Origin of the sequence: Acinetobacter sp. RIT698, from assembly GCF_009668065.1 — a bacterium.
GTDB classification, from domain to species: Bacteria; Pseudomonadota; Gammaproteobacteria; order Pseudomonadales; family Moraxellaceae; genus Acinetobacter; species Acinetobacter guillouiae.
In genome coordinates this window covers 90,999-116,943 of the sequence record NZ_WJYH01000007.1, presented here as the reverse complement: position 1 = coordinate 116,943, position 25,945 = coordinate 90,999, and the positions used below count along the sequence as shown (strand labels likewise).

19 protein-coding genes are annotated in these 25,945 nt (G+C 39.4%); 9 read left to right on the top strand and 10 right to left on the bottom strand.

What is annotated here, in order from left to right; translation table 11 throughout:
- Positions 1 to 93 precede the first annotated feature (93 nt).
- The 4 genes from fusA to GJV03_RS05125 form a co-directional block, all read right to left on the bottom strand.
- Positions 94 to 2,232 (bottom strand): elongation factor G, encoded by a 2,139-nt coding sequence (fusA, locus tag GJV03_RS05140; RefSeq protein WP_004723654.1) that lies wholly within the window; start codon positions 2,230 to 2,232, stop codon positions 94 to 96.
- A gap of 187 nt (positions 2,233 to 2,419) precedes the next feature.
- The gene (rpsG, locus tag GJV03_RS05135; RefSeq protein WP_004655203.1) at positions 2,420 to 2,890 is read right to left on the bottom strand and encodes a 30S ribosomal protein S7; all 471 of its coding nucleotides are present in this window, start codon (positions 2,888 to 2,890) and stop codon (positions 2,420 to 2,422) included.
- A 179-nt stretch (positions 2,891 to 3,069) separates the two neighbouring features.
- The gene (gene rpsL / locus GJV03_RS05130; RefSeq protein ID WP_004648013.1) at positions 3,070 to 3,444 is read right to left on the bottom strand and encodes a 30S ribosomal protein S12; all 375 of its coding nucleotides are present in this window, start codon (positions 3,442 to 3,444) and stop codon (positions 3,070 to 3,072) included.
- Positions 3,445 to 3,591: 147 nt separating this feature from the next.
- Positions 3,592 to 5,073 (bottom strand): EcsC family protein, encoded by a 1,482-nt coding sequence (locus GJV03_RS05125; RefSeq protein WP_004723655.1) that lies wholly within the window; start codon positions 5,071 to 5,073, stop codon positions 3,592 to 3,594.
- Positions 5,074 to 5,386: 313 nt separating this feature from the next.
- On the opposite strand from GJV03_RS05125, the gene GJV03_RS05120 reads away from it, so the two are divergent.
- The 8 genes from GJV03_RS05120 to hemJ all read left to right on the top strand — a co-directional run bounded on the left by GJV03_RS05120 (position 5,387) and on the right by hemJ (position 18,626).
- Positions 5,387 to 6,478, top strand: coding sequence for an AAA family ATPase (locus GJV03_RS05120; RefSeq protein ID WP_004817563.1), 1,092 nt, complete (start codon positions 5,387 to 5,389; stop codon positions 6,476 to 6,478).
- 2 nt (positions 6,479 to 6,480) lie between these two features.
- A complete protein-coding gene (locus GJV03_RS05115; RefSeq protein WP_154129618.1) occupies positions 6,481 to 9,108 on the top strand; it encodes a DUF5682 family protein in 2,628 nt (875 codons plus the stop codon).
- The gene (locus GJV03_RS05110) at positions 9,105 to 10,289 is read left to right on the top strand and encodes a VWA domain-containing protein (RefSeq protein ID WP_105714309.1); all 1,185 of its coding nucleotides are present in this window, start codon (positions 9,105 to 9,107) and stop codon (positions 10,287 to 10,289) included. Before GJV03_RS05115 ends, GJV03_RS05110 begins: the two co-directional genes overlap by 4 nt.
- On the top strand, positions 10,286 to 12,439 hold the full coding sequence (locus GJV03_RS05105) for a hypothetical protein (RefSeq protein WP_154129617.1): 2,154 nt from the start codon (positions 10,286 to 10,288) through the stop codon (positions 12,437 to 12,439). The genes GJV03_RS05110 and GJV03_RS05105 overlap by 4 nt, the downstream gene beginning before the upstream one ends.
- 129 nt (positions 12,440 to 12,568) lie before the next feature.
- The gene (locus GJV03_RS05100; protein WP_154129616.1) at positions 12,569 to 16,411 is read left to right on the top strand and encodes a DUF4132 domain-containing protein; all 3,843 of its coding nucleotides are present in this window, start codon (positions 12,569 to 12,571) and stop codon (positions 16,409 to 16,411) included.
- A complete protein-coding gene (locus GJV03_RS21420; RefSeq protein ID WP_004723662.1) occupies positions 16,387 to 16,557 on the top strand; it encodes a hypothetical protein in 171 nt (56 codons plus the stop codon). The genes GJV03_RS05100 and GJV03_RS21420 overlap by 25 nt, the downstream gene beginning before the upstream one ends.
- A gap of 302 nt (positions 16,558 to 16,859) precedes the next feature.
- A complete protein-coding gene (locus GJV03_RS05095) occupies positions 16,860 to 18,092 on the top strand; it encodes a beta-ketoacyl synthase N-terminal-like domain-containing protein (RefSeq protein WP_004723663.1) in 1,233 nt (410 codons plus the stop codon).
- 81 nt (positions 18,093 to 18,173) lie between these two features.
- The gene (hemJ, locus tag GJV03_RS05090; protein WP_154129615.1) at positions 18,174 to 18,626 is read left to right on the top strand and encodes a protoporphyrinogen oxidase HemJ; all 453 of its coding nucleotides are present in this window, start codon (positions 18,174 to 18,176) and stop codon (positions 18,624 to 18,626) included.
- Positions 18,627 to 18,660: 34 nt separating this feature from the next.
- Here hemJ and GJV03_RS05085 read toward each other — a convergent pair whose 3' ends face one another.
- The 6 genes from GJV03_RS05085 to GJV03_RS05060 all read right to left on the bottom strand — a co-directional run bounded on the left by GJV03_RS05085 (position 18,661) and on the right by GJV03_RS05060 (position 25,016).
- Positions 18,661 to 19,182 (bottom strand): SMI1/KNR4 family protein, encoded by a 522-nt coding sequence (locus tag GJV03_RS05085; protein ID WP_154129614.1) that lies wholly within the window; start codon positions 19,180 to 19,182, stop codon positions 18,661 to 18,663.
- A 5-nt stretch (positions 19,183 to 19,187) separates the two neighbouring features.
- Positions 19,188 to 20,297 carry an acyltransferase gene (locus tag GJV03_RS05080; RefSeq protein ID WP_154129613.1) on the bottom strand — a complete coding sequence of 370 codons (1,110 nt, stop codon included), beginning with the start codon at positions 20,295 to 20,297 and terminating at the stop codon, positions 19,188 to 19,190.
- Positions 20,298 to 20,549: 252 nt separating this feature from the next.
- Positions 20,550 to 21,980 carry an amino acid permease gene (locus tag GJV03_RS05075; protein ID WP_154129612.1) on the bottom strand — a complete coding sequence of 477 codons (1,431 nt, stop codon included), beginning with the start codon at positions 21,978 to 21,980 and terminating at the stop codon, positions 20,550 to 20,552.
- Between the two features lie 185 nt (positions 21,981 to 22,165).
- Positions 22,166 to 22,537 carry a RidA family protein gene (locus GJV03_RS05070; protein ID WP_004723667.1) on the bottom strand — a complete coding sequence of 124 codons (372 nt, stop codon included), beginning with the start codon at positions 22,535 to 22,537 and terminating at the stop codon, positions 22,166 to 22,168.
- A gap of 10 nt (positions 22,538 to 22,547) precedes the next feature.
- The gene (gene alr / locus GJV03_RS05065) at positions 22,548 to 23,672 is read right to left on the bottom strand and encodes an alanine racemase (RefSeq protein WP_151956467.1); all 1,125 of its coding nucleotides are present in this window, start codon (positions 23,670 to 23,672) and stop codon (positions 22,548 to 22,550) included.
- An 84-nt stretch (positions 23,673 to 23,756) separates the two neighbouring features.
- A complete protein-coding gene (locus tag GJV03_RS05060; RefSeq protein ID WP_154129611.1) occupies positions 23,757 to 25,016 on the bottom strand; it encodes a D-amino acid dehydrogenase in 1,260 nt (419 codons plus the stop codon).
- 139 nt (positions 25,017 to 25,155) lie between these two features.
- Between GJV03_RS05060 and GJV03_RS05055 the strand changes: the two genes are divergently transcribed.
- Positions 25,156 to 25,620 carry an Lrp/AsnC ligand binding domain-containing protein gene (locus tag GJV03_RS05055; RefSeq protein ID WP_004723670.1) on the top strand — a complete coding sequence of 155 codons (465 nt, stop codon included), beginning with the start codon at positions 25,156 to 25,158 and terminating at the stop codon, positions 25,618 to 25,620.
- Positions 25,621 to 25,945 lie beyond the last annotated feature (325 nt).

The window sequence follows — 25,945 nt, the reverse complement described above, 5'->3', positions numbered from 1 at the left end:
GAGAGCTTCCTTTTTAAACTACTCATGCAGGGTCACTGCATGAGCACTTGGTTTTTAACTATGAATTAGTTTGGGCTTATAGTAATCGAAAGATTACTCGTCGTCACCTTTTTTACCGCCAGACTGGAATTTAGAAATGATGCCTTCAGCCACGTTACGTGGAGTTTCAGCATATTTAGCAAATTCCATAGAATATGTCGCACGACCTTGAGACATAGAACGCATTTGAGTCGCGTAACCAAACATCTCAGCAAGTGGAACTTCAGCACGAATTGCTTTAGTACCGCCAGGTAAGTCGTCCATACCCTGAACCATACCACGACGACGGTTTAAGTCACCCATGATATCGCCCATGTAGTCTTCTGGAGTTTCTACTTCAACTTTCATGATTGGTTCAAGCAAGATAGGATCTGCTTTCATGAAACCATCACGGAATGCGTAAGAACCTGCCATTTTGAACGATAATTCGTCAGAATCGACATCATGGTAAGAACCATCAAATAATGTCGCTTTGATACCCACAACAGGGTAACCAGCCAATACACCATTCTTCATACGTTCTTGAATACCTTTGTCAACCGCACCGAAGAATTCTTTAGGTACTACACCACCTACAACTTCTTCAGCGAATTGGTATTCTTTACCAGCTTCTTCAACATCCATAGGCTCTAAACGAACATATACATGACCGAATTTACCTTTACCACCTGTTTGACGTACGAATTTACCTTCTTGCTCAACACTCTTTTTGATTGTTTCGCGGTAAGCAACCATTGGTTTACCAATGTTCGCTTCAACGTTAAATTCACGCTTCATACGGTCAACAAGGATGTCAAGGTGAAGCTCACCCATACCCGCAATAATCGTTTGACCAGATTCTTCGTCTGTGCGTACACGGAACGATGGATCTTCTTTAGCCAAACGACCAAGAGCGATAGACATTTTTTCTTGGTCAGCCTTAGTTTTAGGCTCAACAGCAAGAGAAATTACTGGCTCTGGGAATTCCATACGCTCTAGTGTAATGATGTTTTTCTCATCACAAAGCGTATCACCAGTTGTTACGTCTTTAAGACCTACACATGCAGCGATGTCACCAGCGCGAATTTCTTCAACGTCTTGACGATCATTTGCGTGCATTTGTACGATACGGCCAATACGTTCACGTTTAGACTTAACTGGGTTATATACTGGGTCGCCTTGTTTAAGAACACCAGAATAAACACGTACGAAAGTCAAGTTACCTACGAACTTATCGTTCATGATTTTGAACGCTAATGCAGAGAACGGCGCTTCATCAGATGCTTCACGAATCGCTTTAGTTTCAGCTTTGTCGTCAAGAATACCTTCGATAGGCTTAACTTCTGTAGGCGATGGTAAGAATTCAATTACAGCATCCAACATACGTTGAACACCTTTGTTTTTGAATGCTGTACCACAAAGCATTGGTTGGATTTCGCCAGCCAAAGTTTGCGTACGAATACCTGCAACGATGTCTTCTTTAGAAAGATCACCTTCTTCTAGGTATTTGTCCATCAACTCTTCAGATGCTTCTGCAGCAGCTTCAACCATATTGGTGCGCCATTCTTCAGCAGATGCTTGAAGATCAGCAGGAATATCACCATATTCGAACTGCATACCTTGAGAAGCTTCATCCCAAATGATTGCTTTCATTTCGATCAGGTCAACAACACCTTGGAAATTTTCTTCAGCACCAATTGGAATCACTACAGGTACAGGATGAGCACCTAAACGAGTACGCATTTGTTCAACAACACGGAAGAAGTTTGCACCAGTACGGTCCATCTTGTTCACGAATGCTAAACGAGGCACTTTATATTTATTTGCTTGACGCCATACAGTTTCTGACTGAGGTTGAACACCACCTACAGCACAGTAAACCATGCACGCACCGTCAAGAACACGCATAGAACGTTCAACTTCGATTGTGAAGTCTACGTGTCCCGGTGTATCAATTACGTTGATACGGTGTTCAGGGAACTGCTTGCCCATACCAGACCAGAAACAAGTCGTAGCAGCTGAAGTGATTGTAATACCACGTTCTTGCTCTTGTTCCATCCAGTCCATTGTTGCTGCACCGTCATGTACTTCACCAATTTTGTGAGATACACCTGTGTAGAACAAAATACGTTCAGTAGTTGTAGTTTTACCGGCATCAATGTGCGCAGAAATACCAATGTTACGATAACGAGAAATTGGGGTTTGACGAGCCATGATTTCTTGCATTCCTAAATTTTGTTGTTTAAAACAGGACGCATCAATGAAGCATTGATGCGTACGGATACTCGATACGTAATGGGCAACTTAAATACCCGCAAATCCCCCACTTTGGTAGAGGGCGATGTTAAATCGTGCTGCAGTACGCATGAGTATTCTCCTGATTAGGGACTGTTTTAGCCGCTTAGAAGCGGTAGTGAGAGAAGGCTTTGTTAGCTTCAGCCATACGGTGCACATCTTCACGTTTTTTGATCGCTGCGCCTTTACCTTCAGCTGCATCAAGCAACTCACCAGCAAGACGTAACGCCATAGTTTTTTCAGAACGCTTAGCAGCAGCATCTACCAACCAACGCATAGCTAGGGCAGTACGACGGGATGGGCGTACTTCCATAGGTACCTGATAAGTAGCACCACCAACACGGCGTGCTTTTACTTCGACCATAGGACGAACTTTTTCAAGAGTAGTCTCGAAAAATTCAACTGGGTCTACTTTATTTTTTTCTTGAACGCGGTCTAAAGCACCGTAAACGATACTTTCAGCAATAGACTTTTTACCATCTTGCATTACGTGGTTCATGAATTTAGCGATTGTTTGGCTACTGAACTTAGGATCCGGAAGGATTTCACGAGCAGCGACTACGCGACGTCTTGGCATTTTAATCTACCTATAAATATGACACTTCAGGTTTATCCAGCATCAGCACAAAGTGTCGTGTGCTATTCGCTGGCCTTACTACACGTCGCTTGAATTTCACAAAATTAATGCAGAAATCAGACAAGCGAGACGATAAAGGATTGCGGCTCTATATTCTTAAGAAGCTAATCTTTAAAAGATTATTTCTTAGGACGTTTAGTACCGTATTTTGAACGAGACTGGTTACGATCTTTAACACCAGCACAGTCCAAAGAACCACGAACGGTATGGTAACGTACACCTGGTAAGTCTTTAACACGACCACCACGGATAAGAACAACACTGTGCTCTTGTAGGTTATGGCCTTCACCACCGATATAGCTAGAAACTTCAAAACCTGAAGTTAAGCGAACACGGCAAACTTTACGCATTGCTGAGTTAGGTTTTTTAGGTGTAGTTGTATAAACACGTGTACAAACACCACGACGTTGTGGACAAGCCTTCAACGCAGGAACTTTTGATTTTTCAATCAAAGTTGTGCGACCCTTACGGATCAACTGATTTGTTGTTGCCATATGGCAATTCTCCCGTTAATAAAAAGCCTCAAAAAATTACCACTTTTTGAGGGCATGCAATTGTAAGCCAAGAAGTAAAAATGGTCAACATTCAACATGGTGTCAAATATTGACCATTTCAAGCTTTGGCTAAATGAATGATTCAACTTACTCAGGCTTACTTTCTGATTTTGTTTCAGTAGCTTCTTGCGTTTTTTCAGACGCTTTTACCGTATTTTCTGTAGCCGCTTTGGCTTTTACCGGGGTACGCTTTTTTGTTACAGTTTTTGCAGTTGTCGATGTTTTCGCCACATCAGTTGCTTTCGCTGTAGTGGTCTCCACTGCTGCGACTTTCTTTTGCGCGGTACGTCGTGGTTTTACGGGTGTCGCTTTGTCTTGCTGTTGAGTCGCATGTTTATCTTCAATGTGAGTTTCAGCCAGTTTTTGAATCCCCTGCTCAACTTTTTGCTCAGCAGTGGATTCTTCAACAGCTTCACTGGTTTTTTCCTTCACTTCAACATGAGTAATTGCTTCATTTTCAACCTGAGGCTCGACTTTCTCTGCAAGCTTTTCTGCTTTGCTGTCTTCTAAAAGCAAGGGATGCGCGTTTGAGATCAATTGACTAAATTTTTCATAAGCATCTAATACATCAATTTTTTCATCAGAATGCTGTAGCAGATATTGCCTTGCGCCAGAAAATACGATTTGAGCTTTATCGGTTGCATCATCGACCAGTTTCCAGTTATATGCAGCACTGATACCCATCGTGGCTAAGGGGGTGAGTCGTGTCAACAGACTAAAATGTGGAAGATTATTCATCCATGGCAGCTTAAATGTACCATCCTCATTTGCCACCCATTTTTTTAACAGCTCTATATCATTGCTCGAACCTAAAAGCTGTTGCAATTGGCTCACATTGTGGGTTTGCAACACCCCTGCAAAAGTTCGTATTGCCGCCATTAATGCGTGTTTTTCAGCAACAGTGCCTAGATCAATTTGTTTAAAAATGTATTCAACAACAGCGTGATCTTTCGCATTCAACTCAAAACCATGCGCTCGCCCAGTGTGATAAACACTTCGAAGTGCCAAAGCCAGTGAACTAGGTACATCAAGAATTGCGCCTAAGCCGCCGAACGCGCCTGTAACCGTACCTTGAATTGCAGCAATAATTTTATTCTGATTCGCCAGCGCAGTACTGATCCGTTGTGAACGTTCAGGATCCTTGGCCAATTCTGCCAAGCTTTTTGCACCCACTTCTTTTAGAACAGCATCTACAGAAGTCAGCTCTGAAACAAATTCATTGAGTTTATCAAAAATAAAATCAGACAATTTATCGTTTAAATCTGGTGAAATAAACGAAGCGACATTATTGATTTTTTTATAATGTTTCCCCAAAAGCTGCCCGGTTACATTGGGTAAATGTTCCCGTAGCATTTGTTGAGGATTTTCATATTGTTTACCTTCAAAAGCACTTTTTTCTTGAGCAGTACCTTGTACAACGGATTCATCTTTAGGACTGTGGCTCAATTTACTCACCGTACCAGGAGCAACATGATTGATCACACTTAAGCCTGTTTCGCTTAGCTTTTTGGCCACGCCAAAAGCATTTGAAATAAATCCGCCTGATTGTTTTTTATTAGAATTTGCCATGTGCACCCTCGTAACTGTGGTTTTTCAAACACTAAAGCTTGTATTAAATAGTTTCTCAACGCTTACATTAATGTACTGATTCACGAATCAATACAATCACTATTTCACAAAATTTCAATACAGATCATCATACTATACAATTATAAACAATCTACCCCTAGTTCACTTGCAATTACAGCACTCAATTTACTTAAAAATACTTTTTATAACAAATAGATGTCACAATTTGTCGCAGACAACTTATGTACCAGTGGTCATCTCAGCCTTTGCCAGTTATGATAGATTCATTGGATAAAATATATATAGAATCATTATGAAGCAAAATTTTCAAAATCAAATTAAGCACAGTTCAGAACAAAAATATCAAGCGGAACTAGAACGCTTGAAAGAACAAGATCAACATAGAAAGCCAGCAGGTTGGCAACTTTCTGCCTACGCTGTTCGCTCATTTATCTTGGGTGATGCCAAGCTGGATATTCAAAAAAAGTTTTATGGTGATGATGCTTTAGTTGACCGCGCCTTGGTTACGTTGATGGGCAATCAGGGTTTGATGCTGGTGGGTGAACCAGGTACAGCAAAATCGATGCTTTCAGAGCTATTTAGTGCTGCCATTTCAGCCAATTCTCAGCTCACAATTCAAGGGACAGCAGGGACAACCGAAGACCATATTAAATATTCTTGGAACTACGCACTCCTTTTATCGGAAGGACCAACAGATAAATCACTGATTCCCTCCCCGCTCTTCTATGCCATGAAAAACGGACAAATTGCCCGCTTTGAAGAAATCACCCGTTGTCCACCTGAAATTCAGGATGTGTTGGTGTCTTTACTGTCTGAGAAGCAAATGATGATCCCTGAAATGGGACAAGATTTTAGTTTGCAAGCTACACAAGGATTTAACATCATCGCAACAGCAAACTTGCGTGATCGTGGCGTACATGAAATGTCAGCAGCATTAAAGCGCCGCTTTAACTTTGAAACAGTAAAACCAATTCGTGATCAAAAATTTGAAATCGAACTGGTGGGATTACAACTTAAGAACCAGCTTGCTGATTTATACAGTGAAATCCAAGTTCGCCCAGAAGTTATCGAACTCTTGGTGACCATTTTCAATGAGCTCAGAACAGGACAAAGTCTGCAAGGCGCAACACTTAAAACGCCTGATGCTGTTATGTCTACTGCTGAAGCGGTCAATATTGCCCATGCGGCAGGTCTACAAGCCATTTATCTCAGTGATGGAAAATTAAAAGCAGAACACCTCGCACAACAATTGATTGGAGTTGTGTTTAAAGATAATCCAGATGACGCTAAACGCCTACGTTACTATCTGGATACTGTGGTGAAAGAGCGTGCACGTAAAGATGCCGACTGGAAAAGTTTCTATGACGCCAGCCGAGAGTTTTAATCATGCAGCTGTTGGATCGAAATATAGAGAGAGGTGAAATGCCTGAACGCTTAAAACAGGCATTTCAACTGAAACAGCAAATGGCAGAGCAAAACGTTTTTTTTGCGCCAATCCGCCATCATAGCCCTGCTTGTGCATACGTGTTAAAACAATATATCGATGAACTGAAGCCCACACACATTTTAATCGAAGCACCAACAGGTTTTGAATTCTTAATTGAAAGCTTACAGAACCAAGCCACTCAACCTCCTGTGGCTATATTTGCACAAGCACAACGCTCTTCAAATAAAACCTCACCCAAAAAAGGCGCTGCAAATAAAGAGAGTGCTGGCGAAGAACATGAAAGTGATGACGAGGTTCAACCAGAAATCTTTTCTGCCTACTTCCCTTTTTGTGAATACTCACCTGAATGGGTCGCCATCCAACAGGCAAAACTCATTCAAGCAGACGTTAAATTTATTGACTTGGATTGGGCAAAACAAAGTGCCTTAAAAACACAACAGTCCGATTTGGACTGGCAACAAAAAAGTTTGCTGTCTGAACGTTATTTTGCGCATAGCCAATATATCCAAAAACTTGCTGAAACCATGCATTGCCGAAATCACGATGAACTTTGGGATCATTTATTCGAGCTGCAAAATGTTGAACAACTGCAACATGCTCAAACTTTTTTTGATGATGTTTTTGCTTGGTGTTCATTGGCACGTCTGGATTATGAGCGTGAGGTACTCTTACAAGATGCTTCATTACATCGTGAAGATGTGATGTGGAATTGCATCCAAGACAGTATTGATCCCAAGCATAAAATTTTGGTGATCACGGGTGGCTTTCATAGTCTTGCCTTAATTGAAAATCTAGCAGCCCCACAGCAAGCAGAACGTTTTATTGTCCAAGATCAAAAGCAAAACTGGCAAGAGCAAGCTTGGCTGATTCGCTATAGTTTCGATCGTTTAGATGCTTTAAATGGCTATGCTTCAGGTATGCCCTCACCTGCATATTATCAACAACATTGGCAAAATTTAAAATCTGCAAACAATCCAACGGTTGAACAAACGCAACTGCAATTTTTTCAATATTTAAATGAGTTATGCCATTTTTTAAACCAAGAAAATGCACTGGATGTAACGCCTTATATCGCGCTAAAAAATACCGCTGAACTTGCTTGGCAATTGGCTTGCCTTCGAGGGCATTATCAACCGAGCCGTTATGATTTACTCGATGCCTTACAATCAGCCTTAATCAAAGGGGAAATGGATGATGGACAACAGCATTTATTTACCCTGATTTTTCAGTTTTTAAGTGGGCAACAGCTTGGTAAGGTTGCTCAAAATCAGCACAGCCCTGCCTTATTACAAAATACCTATCAACAGATTAAAACCTATCGTTTTAATTTAAATGACACCATTTTACGCAATCGAAAACTCGATATTTATCGTAAACCTTTACATCAGAACATTAGTCAATATTTGCATTTATTGGAATTTGTCGGCTGTAATTTTGCTCAACGTATTTCGGGTCCAGATTTTGTTCAAGGTGCCAGTCTGGATTTGCTGTTTGAGGAATGGCGTTATGCATGGACACCCAGTGTTGAAGCACGTTTGATTGAACTGGCAGAAATGGGCAATCAACTCGAACAAATTGCACTGCTTAAAATTATTAAACTACAGCAAGAAAATGAAGCAAAAGGTGTGGGACAATCTGCCTTTGAAACTGCCAAATTGCTGGCTTTGGCGTGTCGCTTAGGATTAAAGCAACATTTAGAATTGCTCCGTCAACAACTCGATACTTTTTTAGAAAGCGATCAAAACCTTGCCTCGGTGATTGGTGCAGCACAGCAATTGTATTATTTGTGGCATGGTCACAAGCTGTTAAATTTACCCGAAAATATCGTGATACAAAGTTTAAGTTTTGCCGTCTATCAGGCCTGTTTTTTACTTGATCAAATTTACGATACCCACGAAGAAAAAGTTGAACAAAATCTTAGCAACTTAAAAACCTTGCATGAACTGATTTTAAATATCAAGCAACGAAATCTTTCACTACAGCATGCAGTCGTAAATGCACAAGATGTAGATTTACTGGAACTGATGTATAGCCAAATTGATCTGGCAAAAATTGATGAGTTTCATCTTAGTTCACTCAAAGGTGCGCTACATACTTTACAGTTTTTAGATCATGAAATTGAGCAAAATCAGCTTCAACAACAATTACAACTGGCTTTTGCAGTGGGAAGTGATCCTGAAGATGCTGTGCAATACCTACATGGCATGTTTTTTATTGCGCCTGAAATCTTTGTGCAATCCAAGGTTGCAATTGATGCACTTCACCAATTGGTCAGTCATTGGACTGAAGATACCTTTATTCGGATTTTACCTGATTTACGCTATATCTTTAGTCAGCTTACCCCAAAGCAAAGCACTAAAGTATCTAAAATTATCGCAAAAACCACAGGACTTGGCGAGGATGTCATTCTCGATCAGGTACTCAGTCATATTGGGGAACAGGATGTATTCCAAGGCATACAACTTAACCAGCAACTGCAAAAAATATTTGAATATGATCACTTAGATCGCTGGGCAAGCAATCGCTCAAAACAACTCAATCCAGAACAACAAGGAGTGAATGAATGAGTCAATTACCTCCTGAACCAAATCTTGATGAAAACTCAGATACCCCCGCTTCTCTTGATGCAATGGATCAAGCACGCCGTTGGCGCTTGATGCTCGGTCGCTATGCCGACCAGAATTTATCAGCAGCGGCATTGTCAGGCGATCAACTGAAACTTGAGCGCAATCTTGATTATCTCTACCAAAATGAATATAAGCGTCGTGGCATCCAACAAGGGAAAAATCGCCATGGCGGTTTGGAAGCCTCGCAGCTTAACGCGATTAACTGGCTCAACCAAAGTCGAAAACTGTTCCCAAAATCGACCTTTGAACGTATGCAAAAACAAGCCATAGAACGCTATGAGTTAACTGAGTTATTTAAAAACCCAGAGCATGTAAGACAACTTGAACCCAACCCTGCAGTGGCTAAAGCTTTGCTGAGTATGCGTGGTCGTTTAAGCAATGAAATGAAAGATGCGATTCGAGAATTAATTCAAAAAGTCGTGGAAGAACTCTTACAAAAAATCCGCACACAATTTTTAAAAGCACTACAAGGTCGTCGTAATCGTTTTAAGCGTTCACATCTTAAACAGGCACAAAACTTTGATTGGAAACGGACCATTCAAGCCAATCTCAAAAATTATCAGCCTGATTTACAAAAACTGATTATCCAAACCCCTTATTTTAATGCCCGTGTACAGAAACATTTGCCGTGGGAAATTGTACTGTGTGTCGACCAAAGTGGCTCAATGATGGATTCGATCATGTATGCAGCAGTATGTGCCAGTATTTTGGCAGCTCTCCCTGCGGTCAATATTAGTCTGGTCCTGTTTGACACCCAAATTGTTGATTTAAGCCATTTAGCGCATGACCCAGTTGAAGTCTTACTGACCATTCAACTCGGTGGCGGAACCAATATTGGTCAAGCTTTACAATACTGTCAAAAGAAGATTAAACAACCCAACCGCAGTATTTTAGTCTTGATCAGTGACTTCGAAGAAGGTGCATCCGTTCAACAAATGCTCAACACCACCAGTCAACTCAACCAACAAGGCTGCAAACTGCTTGGGCTTGCGGCGCTGGATCAAGCAGCCAATCCTGTTTATGACATCAATATGGCACAAAAACTCCAAGAACGCGGTATGCAAATCGCAGCAATGACCCCTGAACATTTGGCGACATGGTTTGCAGAGGTGATGCAATGAGTTGGCATATTTATACCCAATACGATGAAGACAGCCTAACCATGCACAGTAATGCTGGTCTTCTACGTCGTGCCCGTAAAGCTTTAGATGCTGTTGAACTACTACAACAAGAGCACGATCAACTGGTATTTAAAGTCGAAGAATGTGAGGTTAAACTGCCCTTTGAAGGCATCACCAAAGCACTGTGTAATTGTTCAGCACAAGGCTGTTGTAAACACATTCTTAGTAGTATTTTATGGGTTCAGGAACATGAAACACTACTGGCTACCGCAAATAGCCCAAGTGAAAATAGCCCTAACAATAATCGAGAAGATACAGTACTGCTAGCTCAACAGGAAGCATCTCAACATACTGAGACATCTGAGCAAGCCACAACATCAGCCCTTGAAACTGTTTTAGAATTTGATCCAAGTAAAATCCAAAAACAAGCAGGCAAAGCCAATATTCGTTTGGCCTATGAATTTATACAAAATTGGTTGCTGCAACCTGAATCCTGTCAAATTGATATTCAAGAACATAAAATCACTTTTCAAACCGATTTAAGTCCCAATCCAGTTGTTCTCTACCCCGCAACAGGGTTTGAAGGCATGTTGTCAGAAATTACAGACAAACAAAAAGTTGCTGGGCATTTGGCATGTATTGCTTATTTAGTTCTGAAAAATGCCCCTGAAAAATGGCAATGGTCAATTGATACAACAGCGCAACATCATCATCCTACACAGCAAGTTTCACCTGATGATCAGGTATTGATCCAAGAACTTAAAATCATTTGTCAAAACTTTATTCAGCAAGGTTTGTCACATCTGGCCAAAGAAATGGTCATGTCACTGCATATTTTAAATATGCAAGCACGCGCACAAAACTTACCACGTTTAGGGAGCTTATTGCGTGCCTTACATGGCTCAATGAAGCAGTTTTTGGAAGCAGATGTACAGGTTGATGAGCAGCAGATTTTTAATCAATTGGCACATTTGTATGCCTATTTGGCTGCACTGTCAGAAATCGAGCATTTAAATCCAGATGTTAAAGCCGAAGCATTGCGACAACTTCGTGGTGCTGTACAACGCGACTATCAACAAGAAAGCATAGCACATCTGATCCCTCTTGGTTGTGAATGGTGGAATACAGAGAGTGGTGCACATGGTCTAACAGTGTGCTTCTGGGATGCAAAAGAGCAACAACTCAAAGAAGTGACTCAGGCACGTGCCAATCATTTAGATCGTACCTTTGATATGCACAGTGCAGCCAATACTGGAATTTGGGGAAGTTCTCTCAGCTTTTTACTCCAGCATCAACTTGAACTAACCCATGCAAAATCCAGTTCAGAGACACAACTCAGTGCCAGCACAGATACTCGTTTTTTACCAAAAGGCTTGTTGAATGCACTCAGCCAATCTGACTTAGAACAGATGAATATTGGCATTTCAACATGGCAATCTTTACAGGAAATGCTTGTTCCGCATTCAAGCCTAGAACAGCTTAAATCACGTTATGTACTGCTTCGCCATAAAAGTATCACAGCGCCTGAACTCAACGAACTAGAGCAATATTTTGAATACCGTATTACTGACGATGAAAATAGAGCACTCAAGCTGGTCATTCCGATAGAACCAGAATACCGTGCACGAATTAAACATCTCACCCAACTGATTCATAATGAAAAAATTATCGCAACGTTGGTGCGTATCGAAGCAACACAGCAACAGATTCAATTCATTCCATGTAGTGTGTTTTTAACAACGCCAAAAGGTTTAAAAATATTCAGTCTGGATTATGATTATCCTGTACAGAAGAAAAGTAGCTTGGTTGAGCTGATTACTGGTCGAATTGAAAAATTGCTCGAACAAAAAAAACAATGGAAACATCAGCAACATTTATCTGCATTAGACCTTTTGATCTTGGAATCACAAGCCTTGTTTGAATTCTATGCAAATACAGGACGTTCAAAATTGGATATGGATGATCTGGTTAAACTGGATGATTTTGCTGAAAAGTTTGCAGATTTGGGTTTAAGCTTTATTCAAAACTCACTCAAATCAGATTCCACACAACACAATTTAGCCAGTCAGCTTTTAAAATGGCGACATGTTTTATTACAACTACAACGCCTAAATCATAGAATCGCTTTAGAAGGACAAGTTACGTCGTGATAAATTAAGCTTGCTATTTAAATTGATGATATTTTTCTATAATTTTAGTGAACTACCAAGCACAGTATTAAAGCCTAAAGTATTAGCGCCTATAGAAAAGCAACAGCGAGTTGCTCAAAAGGAATACAGATGTTAAATAAACTTTTTTCAAAAATTGAGTCGATGTTTTTAAAGCCTGAGGATAAGGCAGTGAAAACGCAACAAGCAGACTCAACCGCTGATCATGACCACATTCAAAAACATAATGAAGATCTAAAAAATAAAGTTGAAAAGCTCTACCATATTTTCCGGCCTTTGGCCGTCATTGAAGACCAACTTGATCAAAATGTGGTTTTGTTTATTTTGGATGGAGAAAATCCAGAAATATTACTTAAATTACAGCAATACCCGAATGAAAAAGCACTGCTTTTACTGGAAAAGCCAGGTACCTATAGCTGGTATTGGCCTCAAAACAATCAATCACTGGATAAAAAAGAAAATAAGCTTGCTGAAGCTGCACTAAAACTACGCCGTCGTTATTATGGTGAGATCTTTGAAGAATTAGAATTTGAACAAATTATTCGTTTTGCCAAAGTGCTTGAAGCGGCAACACAACAGAAAAATTTTACCAATATTTATGAAAAAGTGCCCGCTTGGTTTATTTATCTCACGGTAGATACATTTATTACTGCTTTTGATAGTCATCATTTTAGCGAAGCAGATCCGAATAAATTGTTAAAGCAAAATTGGACTCAACAGAAACTATTTGATTTGCTTGAAAGTGATCAACAGGGTTTAGGCGATGAACTACTGCCTTATTTATTTGAACGCCAAAATATCGACAGTTATCATTCTAGTAAATTAGATAAAATATTATTACTCAAGGACACCCAAGATTTCATTTCAGCCCGATTAGATCAACTCAGAAAACTTATTCCAACACTGAGCATCATTGGACAAGAAAACTTTTTAGACTATATCGCCAAACAAACGACATTGATCAAACAAATCCCTGACTTGATTGTAAAACTTTCTGTAGGGAAATCTAAAACCATTCGTACTAAAGCCACCAGTTTATTGACGAATTTAAATCCAGAAGATAGCCAAAAATATTTAAATCAAAATCTATTGGAAGGTTCAAGTCAGGAACGTGGCTTTTCTGCAGATCTATTGGCACGTTTAGGTGCTGACAATCTAACTGTACTAGAACAAGCTTTTGCACAAGAAAAACAAAAATCTGTACAACAAATCTTACAAATGGCAATTCAGCGCTTAAGATCTGTTGATACTGCTCAATTACAGCAAGATTTTGAAGCACCAACATTTCAACCGTTTGTTGAACAAAAAATTCCAGCAAGTTTTACCGAGGTTATTTTAGAAAATTATCAAGAAATTTTGGCTAAAGCTGAACAGAATGCTGCCGATGAAATTGAAGAGAATAAAACAGCAAGTTATAAAAGAACTTGGGCTCAAGATCATTTAAAGCAGCTTAAAAAAATCAATCATCAAACTTTAACGTCGATTGTTGACCAGCTGAACGGTGATGCATCTTTTAAAAATGTACACCAAGTTGAAAATATTATTACCCATAAAAATAAATATAAAAAATATCCTGAGTTTTCCATTAATCATGCCATGAGAATCATTGCGATACGCAATCGGAATTGGATTTATTGGCCTAATTTATTTGAAATGCTTAAACCTGAAGAATATGCCAATTATGAACTTCGCCATATCGTTCAGGCCCTAGATGCGGCTAAATTTAACAATCCCAAACGTAGAGTCGCTCAAGGGATTCTAGCGGGATCATCCTATTATCAAAGTTTACAAGATCATATTTATGAAAAAGATAAAATTTGGCCATTTTTTGCGGAAAATCAAGAATATTTAACTGAAGCGTTGGGGCTTTCTCCATCTTTAGAAAAAAATGAATATCAAAGCTTTAACCCATCCGATGCCATCTTTGTACTTAAATGTTTCCCATCCTTACCAGTACAATTTATTCCGCGCTTACTCGAATTTGCATTGGGTGAAAATAAGCGTTTGCGTTATGAAGCGCAAGAAACCTTACAACACCTTCCAGACATTCATCAACGTGCCATTGAAGCTCTAGATTCGGGTAAACAAGACATTCGAATCACTGCAATTGAATGGCTAGCACGTCTACAAAATCAGGATGCAGTAAAACCGCTGAATGCTTTACTTAAAAAAGAGAAGAAAGAAATCGTTCGAGCTGCTCTTCTAACGACATTGGAAAAGCTTGGACAGGATATTAGTGCTTATCTCAAACCAGAAGTGCTGCTGAAAGAAGCAGAAGACGGTTTAAAAGGCAAACTTTCAAGCAGTTTTACATGGTTTGATTTTGACACATTACCAAAAGTGAAATGGCAGAATGGTAAAGAGGTTGACCCTAGAATTATTAAATGGTGGGTGATATTGGCTGAAAAACTGAAAGAGCCTAGAGCCAATGCCTTATTACAACGCTACAGTGGCTTACTCGATCAAAAAGATCAGGTACAACTTGCCAATCATTTATTACACAGTTTTATTCATCAAGATACCTTACAAACACCATTGGATGAAGCAACGCAATATGCAACCACAGAAGCGCCTGGCCGTCTGAGTTCTTATCGGGATTCATACAAACGTTATGGTGAAAAATACCCTGAATATTATGCCAAATATGGCACCATCACCTTAGAAGAAGTGATTGAAGAGATTAAACGCGAACGTTTAGGACTTTATCTGGGTTCCGCGATCAAAAGTAAAGGTATGCTTTCACTGACCGCCAATGCACAAGGAAGTTTTGCCGTCAAACAATTGCAGAACTATATGAAGCAACACTACCCTCGTCGCTCACAAATTGAAGCCATGATTAGTGCATTATCGATCAGTAATGACCCATTAATCATCCAACTGTTGCTTTCACTTTCACGTCGCTACCGGACTGCTTCGGTACAAACACTTGCAAACACATTGGTTGCTGAGATTGCTGAACGTAATCAATGGACAAGTGATGAGCTGGCTGACCGCACCATTCCAACAGCAGGTTTAGATGAAAATGCTGTGTTACAGCTACAATATGGCTCACGTAACTTTAGCGCCATTGTTGATGATAAAGACAAATTCATTCTTAAAAATGAAGAAGGTAAAGAAGTTAAAGCGCTACCAGCGGCCCGCCAAAATGATGATGAAAGCCTGATCAAAGAAGCCAAAGCACTGTTTAGTACCAGTAAAAAAGAGTTTAAACAAGTCGTTGATATGCAAACCGGTCGTTTGTATGAGGCGATGTGTAGCGAACGTCAGTGGAATGTTGCTGAGTGGCAAGAGTATATCTTTGCCCATCCGATTATGAGACGCTTAATCCAAAAGCTGATTTGGCTTGAGATCAAAACCAATGGTGAAAAAATCAGTTTTAGACCAAGTGATGATGGTGCATTACTGAATTTAGATGATGATGAAATCGAACTCAGCGCAGACAGTAAAATTCAAATTTCTCATGCGGTTTTGGTTGGTGAAAAGGAAGCAAAAGATTGGATTGCACACTTTAAAGACTATAAAGTGAAATTCTTATTTGAACAGATGACTCGTCACCTACCAAAGCTTGAAGATGATAATGTCACTGAAATTAAGGATCATAATGGCTGGCTTACAGACACCTTTACCCTACGTGGTGTTGTAACCAAATTAGGCTATCAACGCGCCAGCATTGAAGATGGTGGTTCATTTGACCGCTATACTAAGCCCTATAAACAGTTGGGTATTGATGTAGAAATTACATTTAGCGGAAGTTATGTACCTGAAGAAAATATTCCTGCTGTCCTTTATGAACTGACTTTTAGTAAAAAAGCCAGCCGCTCTTGGAACAACAATGAACTTCCACTTAAACAGATTCCACCAATTTTATTGGCTGAGAGCTATGCAGATTATTTAAAAGTTGCTGCATCGACATCAGGTTTTGATCCTGAATGGGAAAAGAAAACGCCTTGGTAATTCATAAAGACAAAGAAATTTTGTTTAGGCTTGCTACAGGCTATAACAGTTGTATTGCAACCGATATGATTGGTCTTGATGGTCATCATATCGGTTATATGGGTAATTCAACTCAGCAGGTAAAGAGAAGCCTTGTTCTACAATAGGGATAAAACACCATGCTTATTCCAGCAATTTAAAATTTATTTCAAAAATTAGTGCTTCAAACCATCTCTGGTAAGCCCTACTTATGGATGGTTTTGCCTAATTGATGTAAATATCCATCATGAATTCATATTATTATAAAAATAATAAATATATTTATTTTCAGCTATTTAATTAACTTTTAAGCATACAATATATTGTTTTAAATGATGCACAAGAATCAATATCTTTCGCCATTGAACTAAAAAAGTAAACGCGTTTAAATGTAAACATTCATTCTGTATTCTAAAATAAAGGACTTTGCATGAACCGTCGTGTTGTCATCACTGGTATGGGCATTAACTCATGTATCGGTAATACATTGGAAGCTGTTAAGCACTCTTTGGAAAATGGTATTTCAGGGACACGTCATAATTCAACTTACGAAGAACTTAATTTTAAAAGTCATGTCAGTGCCGCAGCAGAACAAGATTTTGATGGTATTGACCGTAAACTCAAGCGCTTCATGGGCGTATGTGCAATGTATGCCTACAATTCTGCGCTTGCAGCCGTTGAACATGCAGGCTTAACGCCAGAACAATTGGGCGGTAATCCTCGTTACGGTATTGCAGGGGGTTCAGGTGGTAACTCAACTGCGTCTGTTACAGAGATGGTTAAACTTTTAGAAGAAAAAGGTGCGCGTAAAATTGGCCCGTTCTTCGTACCACGTAATATGTCAAACACCATTACTGCCAATGTCGGTGTTGCATTTAAATTACAAGGTGTTGCTCATTCAATCACCAGTGCTTGTGCAACTTCAGCTGATGCAATTGGCTATGCTTACAACTTGATTCAATTGGGTAAACAAGATTTAATGTTGGCCGGTGGCGGTGAAGAAGATCACTGGTCACAAAGCTTATTGTTTGATGCAATGGGCGCACTATGTTCTAAATATAATGATGCTCCAGAAACAGCATCACGCCCATACTCAGCAGACCGTGACGGTTTTGTGATTGCGGGTGGTGGTGGTTTCGTTGTACTTGAATCACTTGAACATGCTCAAGCACGTGGTGCAAATATTCTTGCAGAAGTTGTTGCTTATGCTGCAAATTCGGATGGTGCGGATATGGTTGCACCATCAGGTGAAGGTGCGACCCGTTGTATTTTGATGGCTTTAGAAGAAGCCAAACAACATGGCGTAGATAAGGTTGACTATGTCAATACCCATGGTACTTCAACACCTGCTGGTGATGTGACTGAACTTCTTGCGATGGGTCGTGCATTTGGTGAAGGCAATGTTCCACCATTAAGCTCAACCAAGTCTATGACAGGTCACAGTCTGGGTGCTGCTGGTGTTCAAGAAGCCATTTATTCTGTATTGATGATGCAAAATGACTTTATCGCACCAAACATCAATGTCACTGAACTTGATGAAGGCACAAAAGGTTATGACATCGTACTTGAAAAACGCGATACAAAATTGAATACTGTGATGAGTAACAGTTTCGGTTTTGGCGGTGTCAATGCTTGTCTCATTTTTAAAAAATGGGAAGGCTAAACAAAGAATTGTTGATCATTCAAATTTAAAATAAGTTTGGATGATCAACATCTCGCACACTGCCCTTAAAAGGGTAAATTGATGGATGCTCCTTCAGAAGCTTTCCTTTGGGTAAAAGCTTTACATATCATTGCAGTCGTGTGTTGGTTTGCAGCACTGTTTTATCTCCCGCGTTTGTTTGTCTACCATGCCATGAGCGATGACAATCTAAGTCATCAGCGTTTCGAAATCATGGAGCGTAAGTTATATCGCGGCATTATGTGGCCTTCGATGATCGCAACATTGATCACCGCACATTTTCTCGTAGACTGGGGTGATGCAACACGTCATTACCATGAAGCTTTATGGTTTTATCTAAAAGTCGGTTTAGTTGGTCTTTTGGTGATTTACCACTTTGTTTGTGGCTATTACCGTAAAAAACTGATTGGCAATGCACATTATAAATCGCATAAGTTTTGGCGGTTTTTCAATGAGATGCCAACCCTGATTTTATTTGCAGTGGTGATTTTAGTGGTCGTTAAACCAACATTGTAAATTGTAGATAGAAACCTCCTAAATGGAGGTTTTTTTATACATCTCGATTGGGTAAAGGCGGATCATAAGCATCACCTAAATATTGAAAATCATCTTGTAACCAATACCAGTATTGCCCTTTATTCAAATATAACTGATGTAAAAGCGCAGTAAAGTTCTGGGCAATAATAGGTGAATCACCAATCGTTGCATGGGTTTCAAAAAAGCTATCATAACATTGACCTCGTCTAGCTTGCGCCATATCAATACTGATGTATTGACTCATTTCATCTACCTTTGCGATTAAAAACCAGTCATGACTGATATCATCATTTTCCAATTCCAAATCGATTGATTCGTCTGAGAATAAATAAGTATTAATCGGTATAAATTGATGACTCGCGACGATTTCAATTGAATAAGCTTCTTGTGGAAAAATTTTTATTCCATTGGTTTCACGATAAAAGATCTTCACATCATCAGGAATATTTTGTGGCAAATTTTGTGCTAACTGTGCAGGATACACCTCACAGCTTGGATCTTGTTTTATGGTTTCTATTAACTGCAATATTTCCATTTTTATCACCCATTTTTAAGTAAAACTTGGCGTATTTTTCTGTTCATCGGTGTTGAATAATACTTTTCAATGGCCCAACTCAATACAAAAACAGCAATAAAATAAATTGGCAGTAGCATTAATTTTTCACTTGCTAAGGTTTCTTTAGGAAAATAAAAAACTTTAAATAAACCCAAGATAATCAAATGAAACAAGTACATTTCATAACTACGTTGCCCAATCCACGCTATACCTTTTGACAATATAGAGCGAGATTCAGTATGTGGGTTCTGAGCAAAACAGAAGATCAACATTGCTGACAATAGAGCAAAAAGGCTGATTCCCCACGTACTAACCTCTTTGATTGGTGCATATAAATAAACAGTAACCATCAATACCACAATGATTGGAACCACGATTCTTGAAACCTGTATTTTTTGACTCATCCGCTGAGTCATTAAAGCAGTTAAGCAACCCATCGCAATTCCATCAAAACTTGAGAAGTAATGATAAAGATAAGCCCCGCTTTCCTCGGCAAAATGTAATGAACGGAAATAAGGTGCATAAACGATGATTGCCAATAAAAATATAATAAAGCCTTTACCACGGCCTAATACAACACACAAAATCGGAAATACTAAATAAAAGACTTCCTCAACAGATAAAGACCACAACACGCCAAGTGCATAATTCACCCAGCCATTTTCAATGATCAGGATATTCATCCAAAAGGTAAAAGCAGAAAATACAGTTAAGCCGTAAGAAACTTCAATATCGTTTGGCGCTTGATTGATAAAGGGTTTTAACCCCATTGCACCCAGTGCCGTCACCAGCACCACCAGTAGTACCAAACAAGGCATAATTCGGGCAATACGGCGGATATAGAAATCTTTGAGCTTAATCTGCGCGAGTGTGCCGCTTCTTTGTATAGTATGTTGGGTGATTAAAAAACCTGAAATCACAAAAAATAAGGTCACGCCATAATTACCATTGCGGGCAATTAAAGTACTTAAGCTTTCGCCAAAGATTTGTACACCTAGAAATGTGTCATGCAGTTTATAAGGAATATTAAAATGGTGGAGAAGTACCAATAAAATTGAAATTCCACGTAAGAGATCGATCTTGTTATTGCGCATATATGCTGTTGTTTAGCGTAAATGATGCTATTAAACGTGTTTTTTATTTTTATTTCAGTATTTTATTTTGAATAATTTGTTAAATTTTACATTGAATCTATGCAATCAATCACGGGGAAAACCAAAAAGTTAAGTATCTTATATTTAATCTAAGCGTTTAATTTTTAAATTTAATTTATATCAAAATCTTTCATATCATAGTTATTCAGGAGATGATCTAACACCATCTCCTGATCAATTGAATATTCAACATTAAAGCTGTTGATTACGCTTTTTCATACGCGGTTTATACATCATTTGATAGGTCACCGCTAAAATAATCACCCACAATGGGCTGATGATTAAAGCTTTTAAAGTATCAGGCTCTAGACTTAAAATCACCAAAGTAAAAGCAAGGAAGATCAAAACAAGATAAGACATCCATACACCACCCGGCATTTTAAAGTTTGATTTCTCATGCAATTCTGGGCGTAATTTACGGTAGCGTATATAACACACCATAATAATACTCCAGATACTAATGAATAAAATCACACATAAAGAACTGGCTAAGGTAAATGCTTCAACGGTATTTGGAACAAAATATTGTAGTGCTGCACCTGCCATAATAAAGCCACAAGAGAACAATAAACCTTTTGCAGGAACGGCGCGTTTAGACAGTTCAGCCAACTTAGTCGGTGCTTGCCCTTCTTTGGCCAATCCAAACAACATACGACTGGTCGAAAATACACCGCTGTTCATCGATGACATTACCGAGGATAAAACCACCAAGTTCATAATCACAGCCGCTGCACCAATACCAGCATGTAGAAACAATGTGACAAATGGACTTTGATCCGCAGGAATTTCATTCCAAGGGGTTACCGACATCACGATAAAGAGTGCCAATACATAAAACAAAATAATACGGGTCGGAATCGCATTGACCGCTTTTGGTAAGTTCTTTTCAGGATCTTTGGTTTCTGCCGCCATAGTACCGATCAGCTCGACACCGACAAAAGCAAACAAGGCAATTTGGAAACCTGCTAAAAAGCCACTTGCGCCTTTCGGGAACATGCCACCATGCGACCAGACATTGCTAAAGCTTGCAACTGAACCTGTTGGTGCTTTGAAATGGCTCAACACCATATAGCCACCAATAAGAATCAATCCGACAATGGCTAAAATTTTGATCAAAGCAAACCAAAACTCAATTTCACCAAACAACTTTACCGTGAGGAGATTAATCCCCAATACCAAGAGTACGCATCCGGCACTAATTAAGGCTTGTCCCATGGGGGTAAAAGCGGTTCCGTCTGGAAGCCAAAAATTGAGATAATTGATAATTGCAGCTAAATCCGCAATACCCACTAAGATCCAACCGAGCCAGTATGACCAGCCAATATAATAGCCAGCACCCGGACCAATTAAGTCATGTGCCATATCAATAAAGGATTTGTAGTGCAAATTTGAAAGTAAAATTTCACCCAATGCGCGCATCAGGAAAAAGAACATTGCACCAATGATCATATAAATGATCAGAATTGAAGGGCCTGCAAGGGAAATGGTTTTCCCAGAACCCATAAATAAGCCTGTACCAATTGCACCACCAATCGCAATTAATTGTAGGTGACGATTGGATAATTTCCGTTGTAGCTCATTTGGCGACGATGGTACGTCATCTGAATGGCTTGAAGTTGTCATAAAAATATCCTTTTTGACAATTTTTTGGAGGTAAAACCCGCTTGTGGCATAAGAACATTCCCGTTCTATTGTTCTACCTAACGCGAACTGGGCCACATGGTTTACATGTGTCCAGCTTTAATTCGGGGCAAATACTGCTTTAATTATTGACAATAATCAATTCTACTTTATGACAAGAGACTAATTTATGCCTGCGCCGCAATAACTGCGATCTCAATCAACCAATCTGGATTAACCAAATCCGCTTGAATTGTTGCGCGAGATGGTGCAACACAGCCTTCTAACCAATCAATCCAAATGGTGTTAAAAGTTGCAAAATCATCTAAATTTTTGATGTAGACATGAGCAGACAATAAACGTGATTTATCAGTATTTGCCTCAAGCAATAACTGATCAATCGTTGCCAAGATTTCTTGAGTTTGACCAATAATATCCTGTTGGGTGTTTTTAGGAACTTGGCCTGACAAATAAACCACTTTATTGAAAATGGTGACTGCACTCATCACTTGATTGCTGTTGAGTTTTTGAATGTCTGCGTGTTGAACGTTGTTTGACATGTTGATGTCCTTATTTTGAAATTTTAAAATTGACCCGTGCAGTTACACCACACATGAGCTCATAACCTACGGTTCCAGAACTTGCTGCAACTTCATCAATCGGCAGTACAGTTCCATTTGAAGACTGTCCCCAAAGTACCACTTCACTTCCAACACGAGCATCTGGGATATGGGTTAAATCAACCGCTAACATGTCCATGCTGACACGACCAATAGTTTGGGTTCGTACAGAATTAACCAATACGGGTGCATCCATAGAAATACGTTGGTAACCATCTGCATAACCACATGCCACAATACCGATTTTCATGGCTTGGGTTGCCGTGAATTTAGATCCATAACCCACTGTTTCACTCGGCTGTAAATCTTGAATTGCAATGATTTCACTGCGTAAACTCATGCTTGGTTTAAGATTCCAATCTTGAATTGAATGTGTTGGATAGTCTGGAGAACTGCCGTACAGCATAATCCCGCTACGAATATAATCTGAACGTAAATCTTGTGAATGTCGGAGAATGGCCGCACTATTTGAAACTGAGCGCTCACCGTCTAAATCTTGAATGGTTTGTTCAAAAATAGCCTGCTGGTATGCAATCCCAGATTGCCCCAAACGCTCACCATCAGCATCTGAAAAATGCATCATATGCGTGATAGATTTCACCACATCGAATTGCTTTAATCTCTGCCACATTGCCCGATACGCATCAGGTTTAAAACCTAGACGATTCATTCCTGTATTCATTTTTAAAAATACATCGAATTGCGTCTGTGCTGGATTGTCTTTGAGAGATTGGCTTTGAAATTGTTCTAGCCAATTCACTTGATCTTCATTATGCAAGCTAAAACTTAATTGATACTTTTCACAATCCAATAAATCATCTGCTGAAAAAATGCCTTCTAAGAGCAGAATTGGACCTGTCCATCCCGATGTTCTTAGGCGTTTTGCTTCATCGATATCCAACAAAGCAAAACCATCTGCAGATTTGAATGCATCATAGACACGTTCAATACCGTGTCCATAAGCATTGGCCTTGACCACGGTAAAAACTTTACTTTGTGGCATAAATTGACGGGCGACATTCAGGTTATGCAACAAAGCATCCTGATGAATGACGGCAGTAATTGGTCTAGGCATTTTATTCATCCCTGAATATGGATTGGCGTTGTAAATTATTTATCGCTAAACAATTTATTTATCACTGTTTTAACAAAGTGGCACTTAAGCAGCGTGTGGATAACGCTGAATAGATAAACCTTCGGTACTGATATCGGTTTGATGATTAAGCACCAAATCACTAATCAATTTTCCTGAACCACATGCCATCGTCCAGCCTAAAGTGCCATGTCCAGTATTGAGGAATAAGTTTTTAAAACGTGTTGCGCCAATAATTGGTGTGCTGTCTGGGGTCATTGGGCGAAGACCGGTCCAAAATGACGCTTGTGCCAAATCACCACCCGGGAATAAATCTTGGGTCACCATTTCCAATGTGCCACGGCGATCCGCATTTAAACCATGATTAAAACCGCTTAATTCTGCCATTCCACCAACACGAATACGTTGATCAAAACGAGTAATCGCGATTTTATAAGTTTCATCCAAAACTGTAGATTGTGGTGCAAATGTTGGATCAATAATTGGAATGGTTAAAGAATAACCCTTCACTGGGTAAACTGGTAAATTCAATTCCAGCGGCTTTAAGAAATCACGTGAATAGCTACCAAAAGCCAATACATAGCGATCAGCAGTTAACACCTCACCATTGACCACAACACCTTTGATTTCATCACCTTCAACCACCAATCTTTCAACATTTTGGTTGAATTTAAACTCGACACCTAAACCTTTGGCTAAATTGGCTAAAGCATTGGTAAATAAATAGCAGTCGCCCGTTTCATCATTTGGAAGATGTAAACCACCGACCAATTTATCTTTGGCATGTTCTAATGCTGGTTCTACTTTAGCAAGATCATCTTTAAGCAATAACTCATGTGGAACACCACATTCTTTAAGTACAGCAATATCACGCTGAACCATTTCTAATTGAGCTTCATTACGGAAAACTTGCAACGTGCCTTTTGAACGGTTTTCGTATTCAATGCCCGTATCTTTACGCAGTTCTCTTAAACAGTCACGGCTATATTCTGCAACACGGGTCATACGTTCTTTGTTGATCGCATAACTTTCTGAATTACAGTTTTTAAGCATTTGCGCCATCCATTGTAACTGCCACATACTGCCATCGATATTAATCGCAAGTGGTGCATGATGTTGAAACATCCACTTAACCGCTTTAAATGGAATACCAGGTGCAGCCCACGGTGTCGAATAACCTGGAGAAATTTGACCTGCATTACCAAAGCTGGTTTCTTCAGCTGGACCTGCTTGACGGTCTAAAACTGTAACTTGTGCTCCTTGCTGCGCGAGGTAATATGCACTTGCTACGCCAATCACACCACTACCTAATACTATTACACGCATTTCTTATCCTTTATGCATTTACTAGTTTATTTCACTAGTATATTTTTGGTTCAATAGTTTATTTCACTATTTTTAATGCTAAAATTTAGGTGTTTTAATTTATTGTCGTGAAAAATGATTAAAAAAAAGGGAATAATTGATGCGTAAATTAGACCGTATAGATCGAATGATTTTAGATATTCTTCAAAATGAGGGTCGAATTGCCATCAGCGAATTGGCTTCACGGGTCAGTTTATCGACCACACCTTGTTCTGAACGCGTCAAACGCTTGGAGCGAGATGGTATCATTATGGGCTATCATGCTCGTCTAAATCCGAAACATCTTGATCGCAACTTATTGGTTTTTCTAGAAATTAGCTTATCAGCAAAGTCTGGTGATGTGTTTGAACAAGTGGCTAAGGACTTAATGGAAATACCAGAAGTACAAGAGTGCCATCTTATTTCGGGAGATTTTGATTATTTAGTCAAAGCCCGACTAAAAGAAATGAGCGCTTATCGACGCTTACTTGGTGATTTACTTAAAAAACTTCCATCTTCAGCCTCTTCACATAGCTATATAGTGATGGAGGAAATTAAGGAATCATTGTATTTGGATGTGCGCTAATTCCATCATTTTACCTTTAGACGGAGTGACATGGGATGCATTGCAGATTTGAATATCTCTCCACATTAGATCCAAGTTTTACTGCAAGTGAATCGTAAATTGAGCGGTGATGGGTTTAAGCGTTTAACGATTCCACATCATGCAGTATCTCTACCCAATTGAGCGAATAACATTAAAAGACTACTGGGGATTTAGTCCCTGTTTAAATGTGTGATTGCTACGAACTAACTATGTGATTACGAGTAAAATCCCCAACACATCGATAAAATATTCTCGGTTGGGGATGATTAAGGTGAATTGGAATTATCTCAAAAGTCTGAACTAA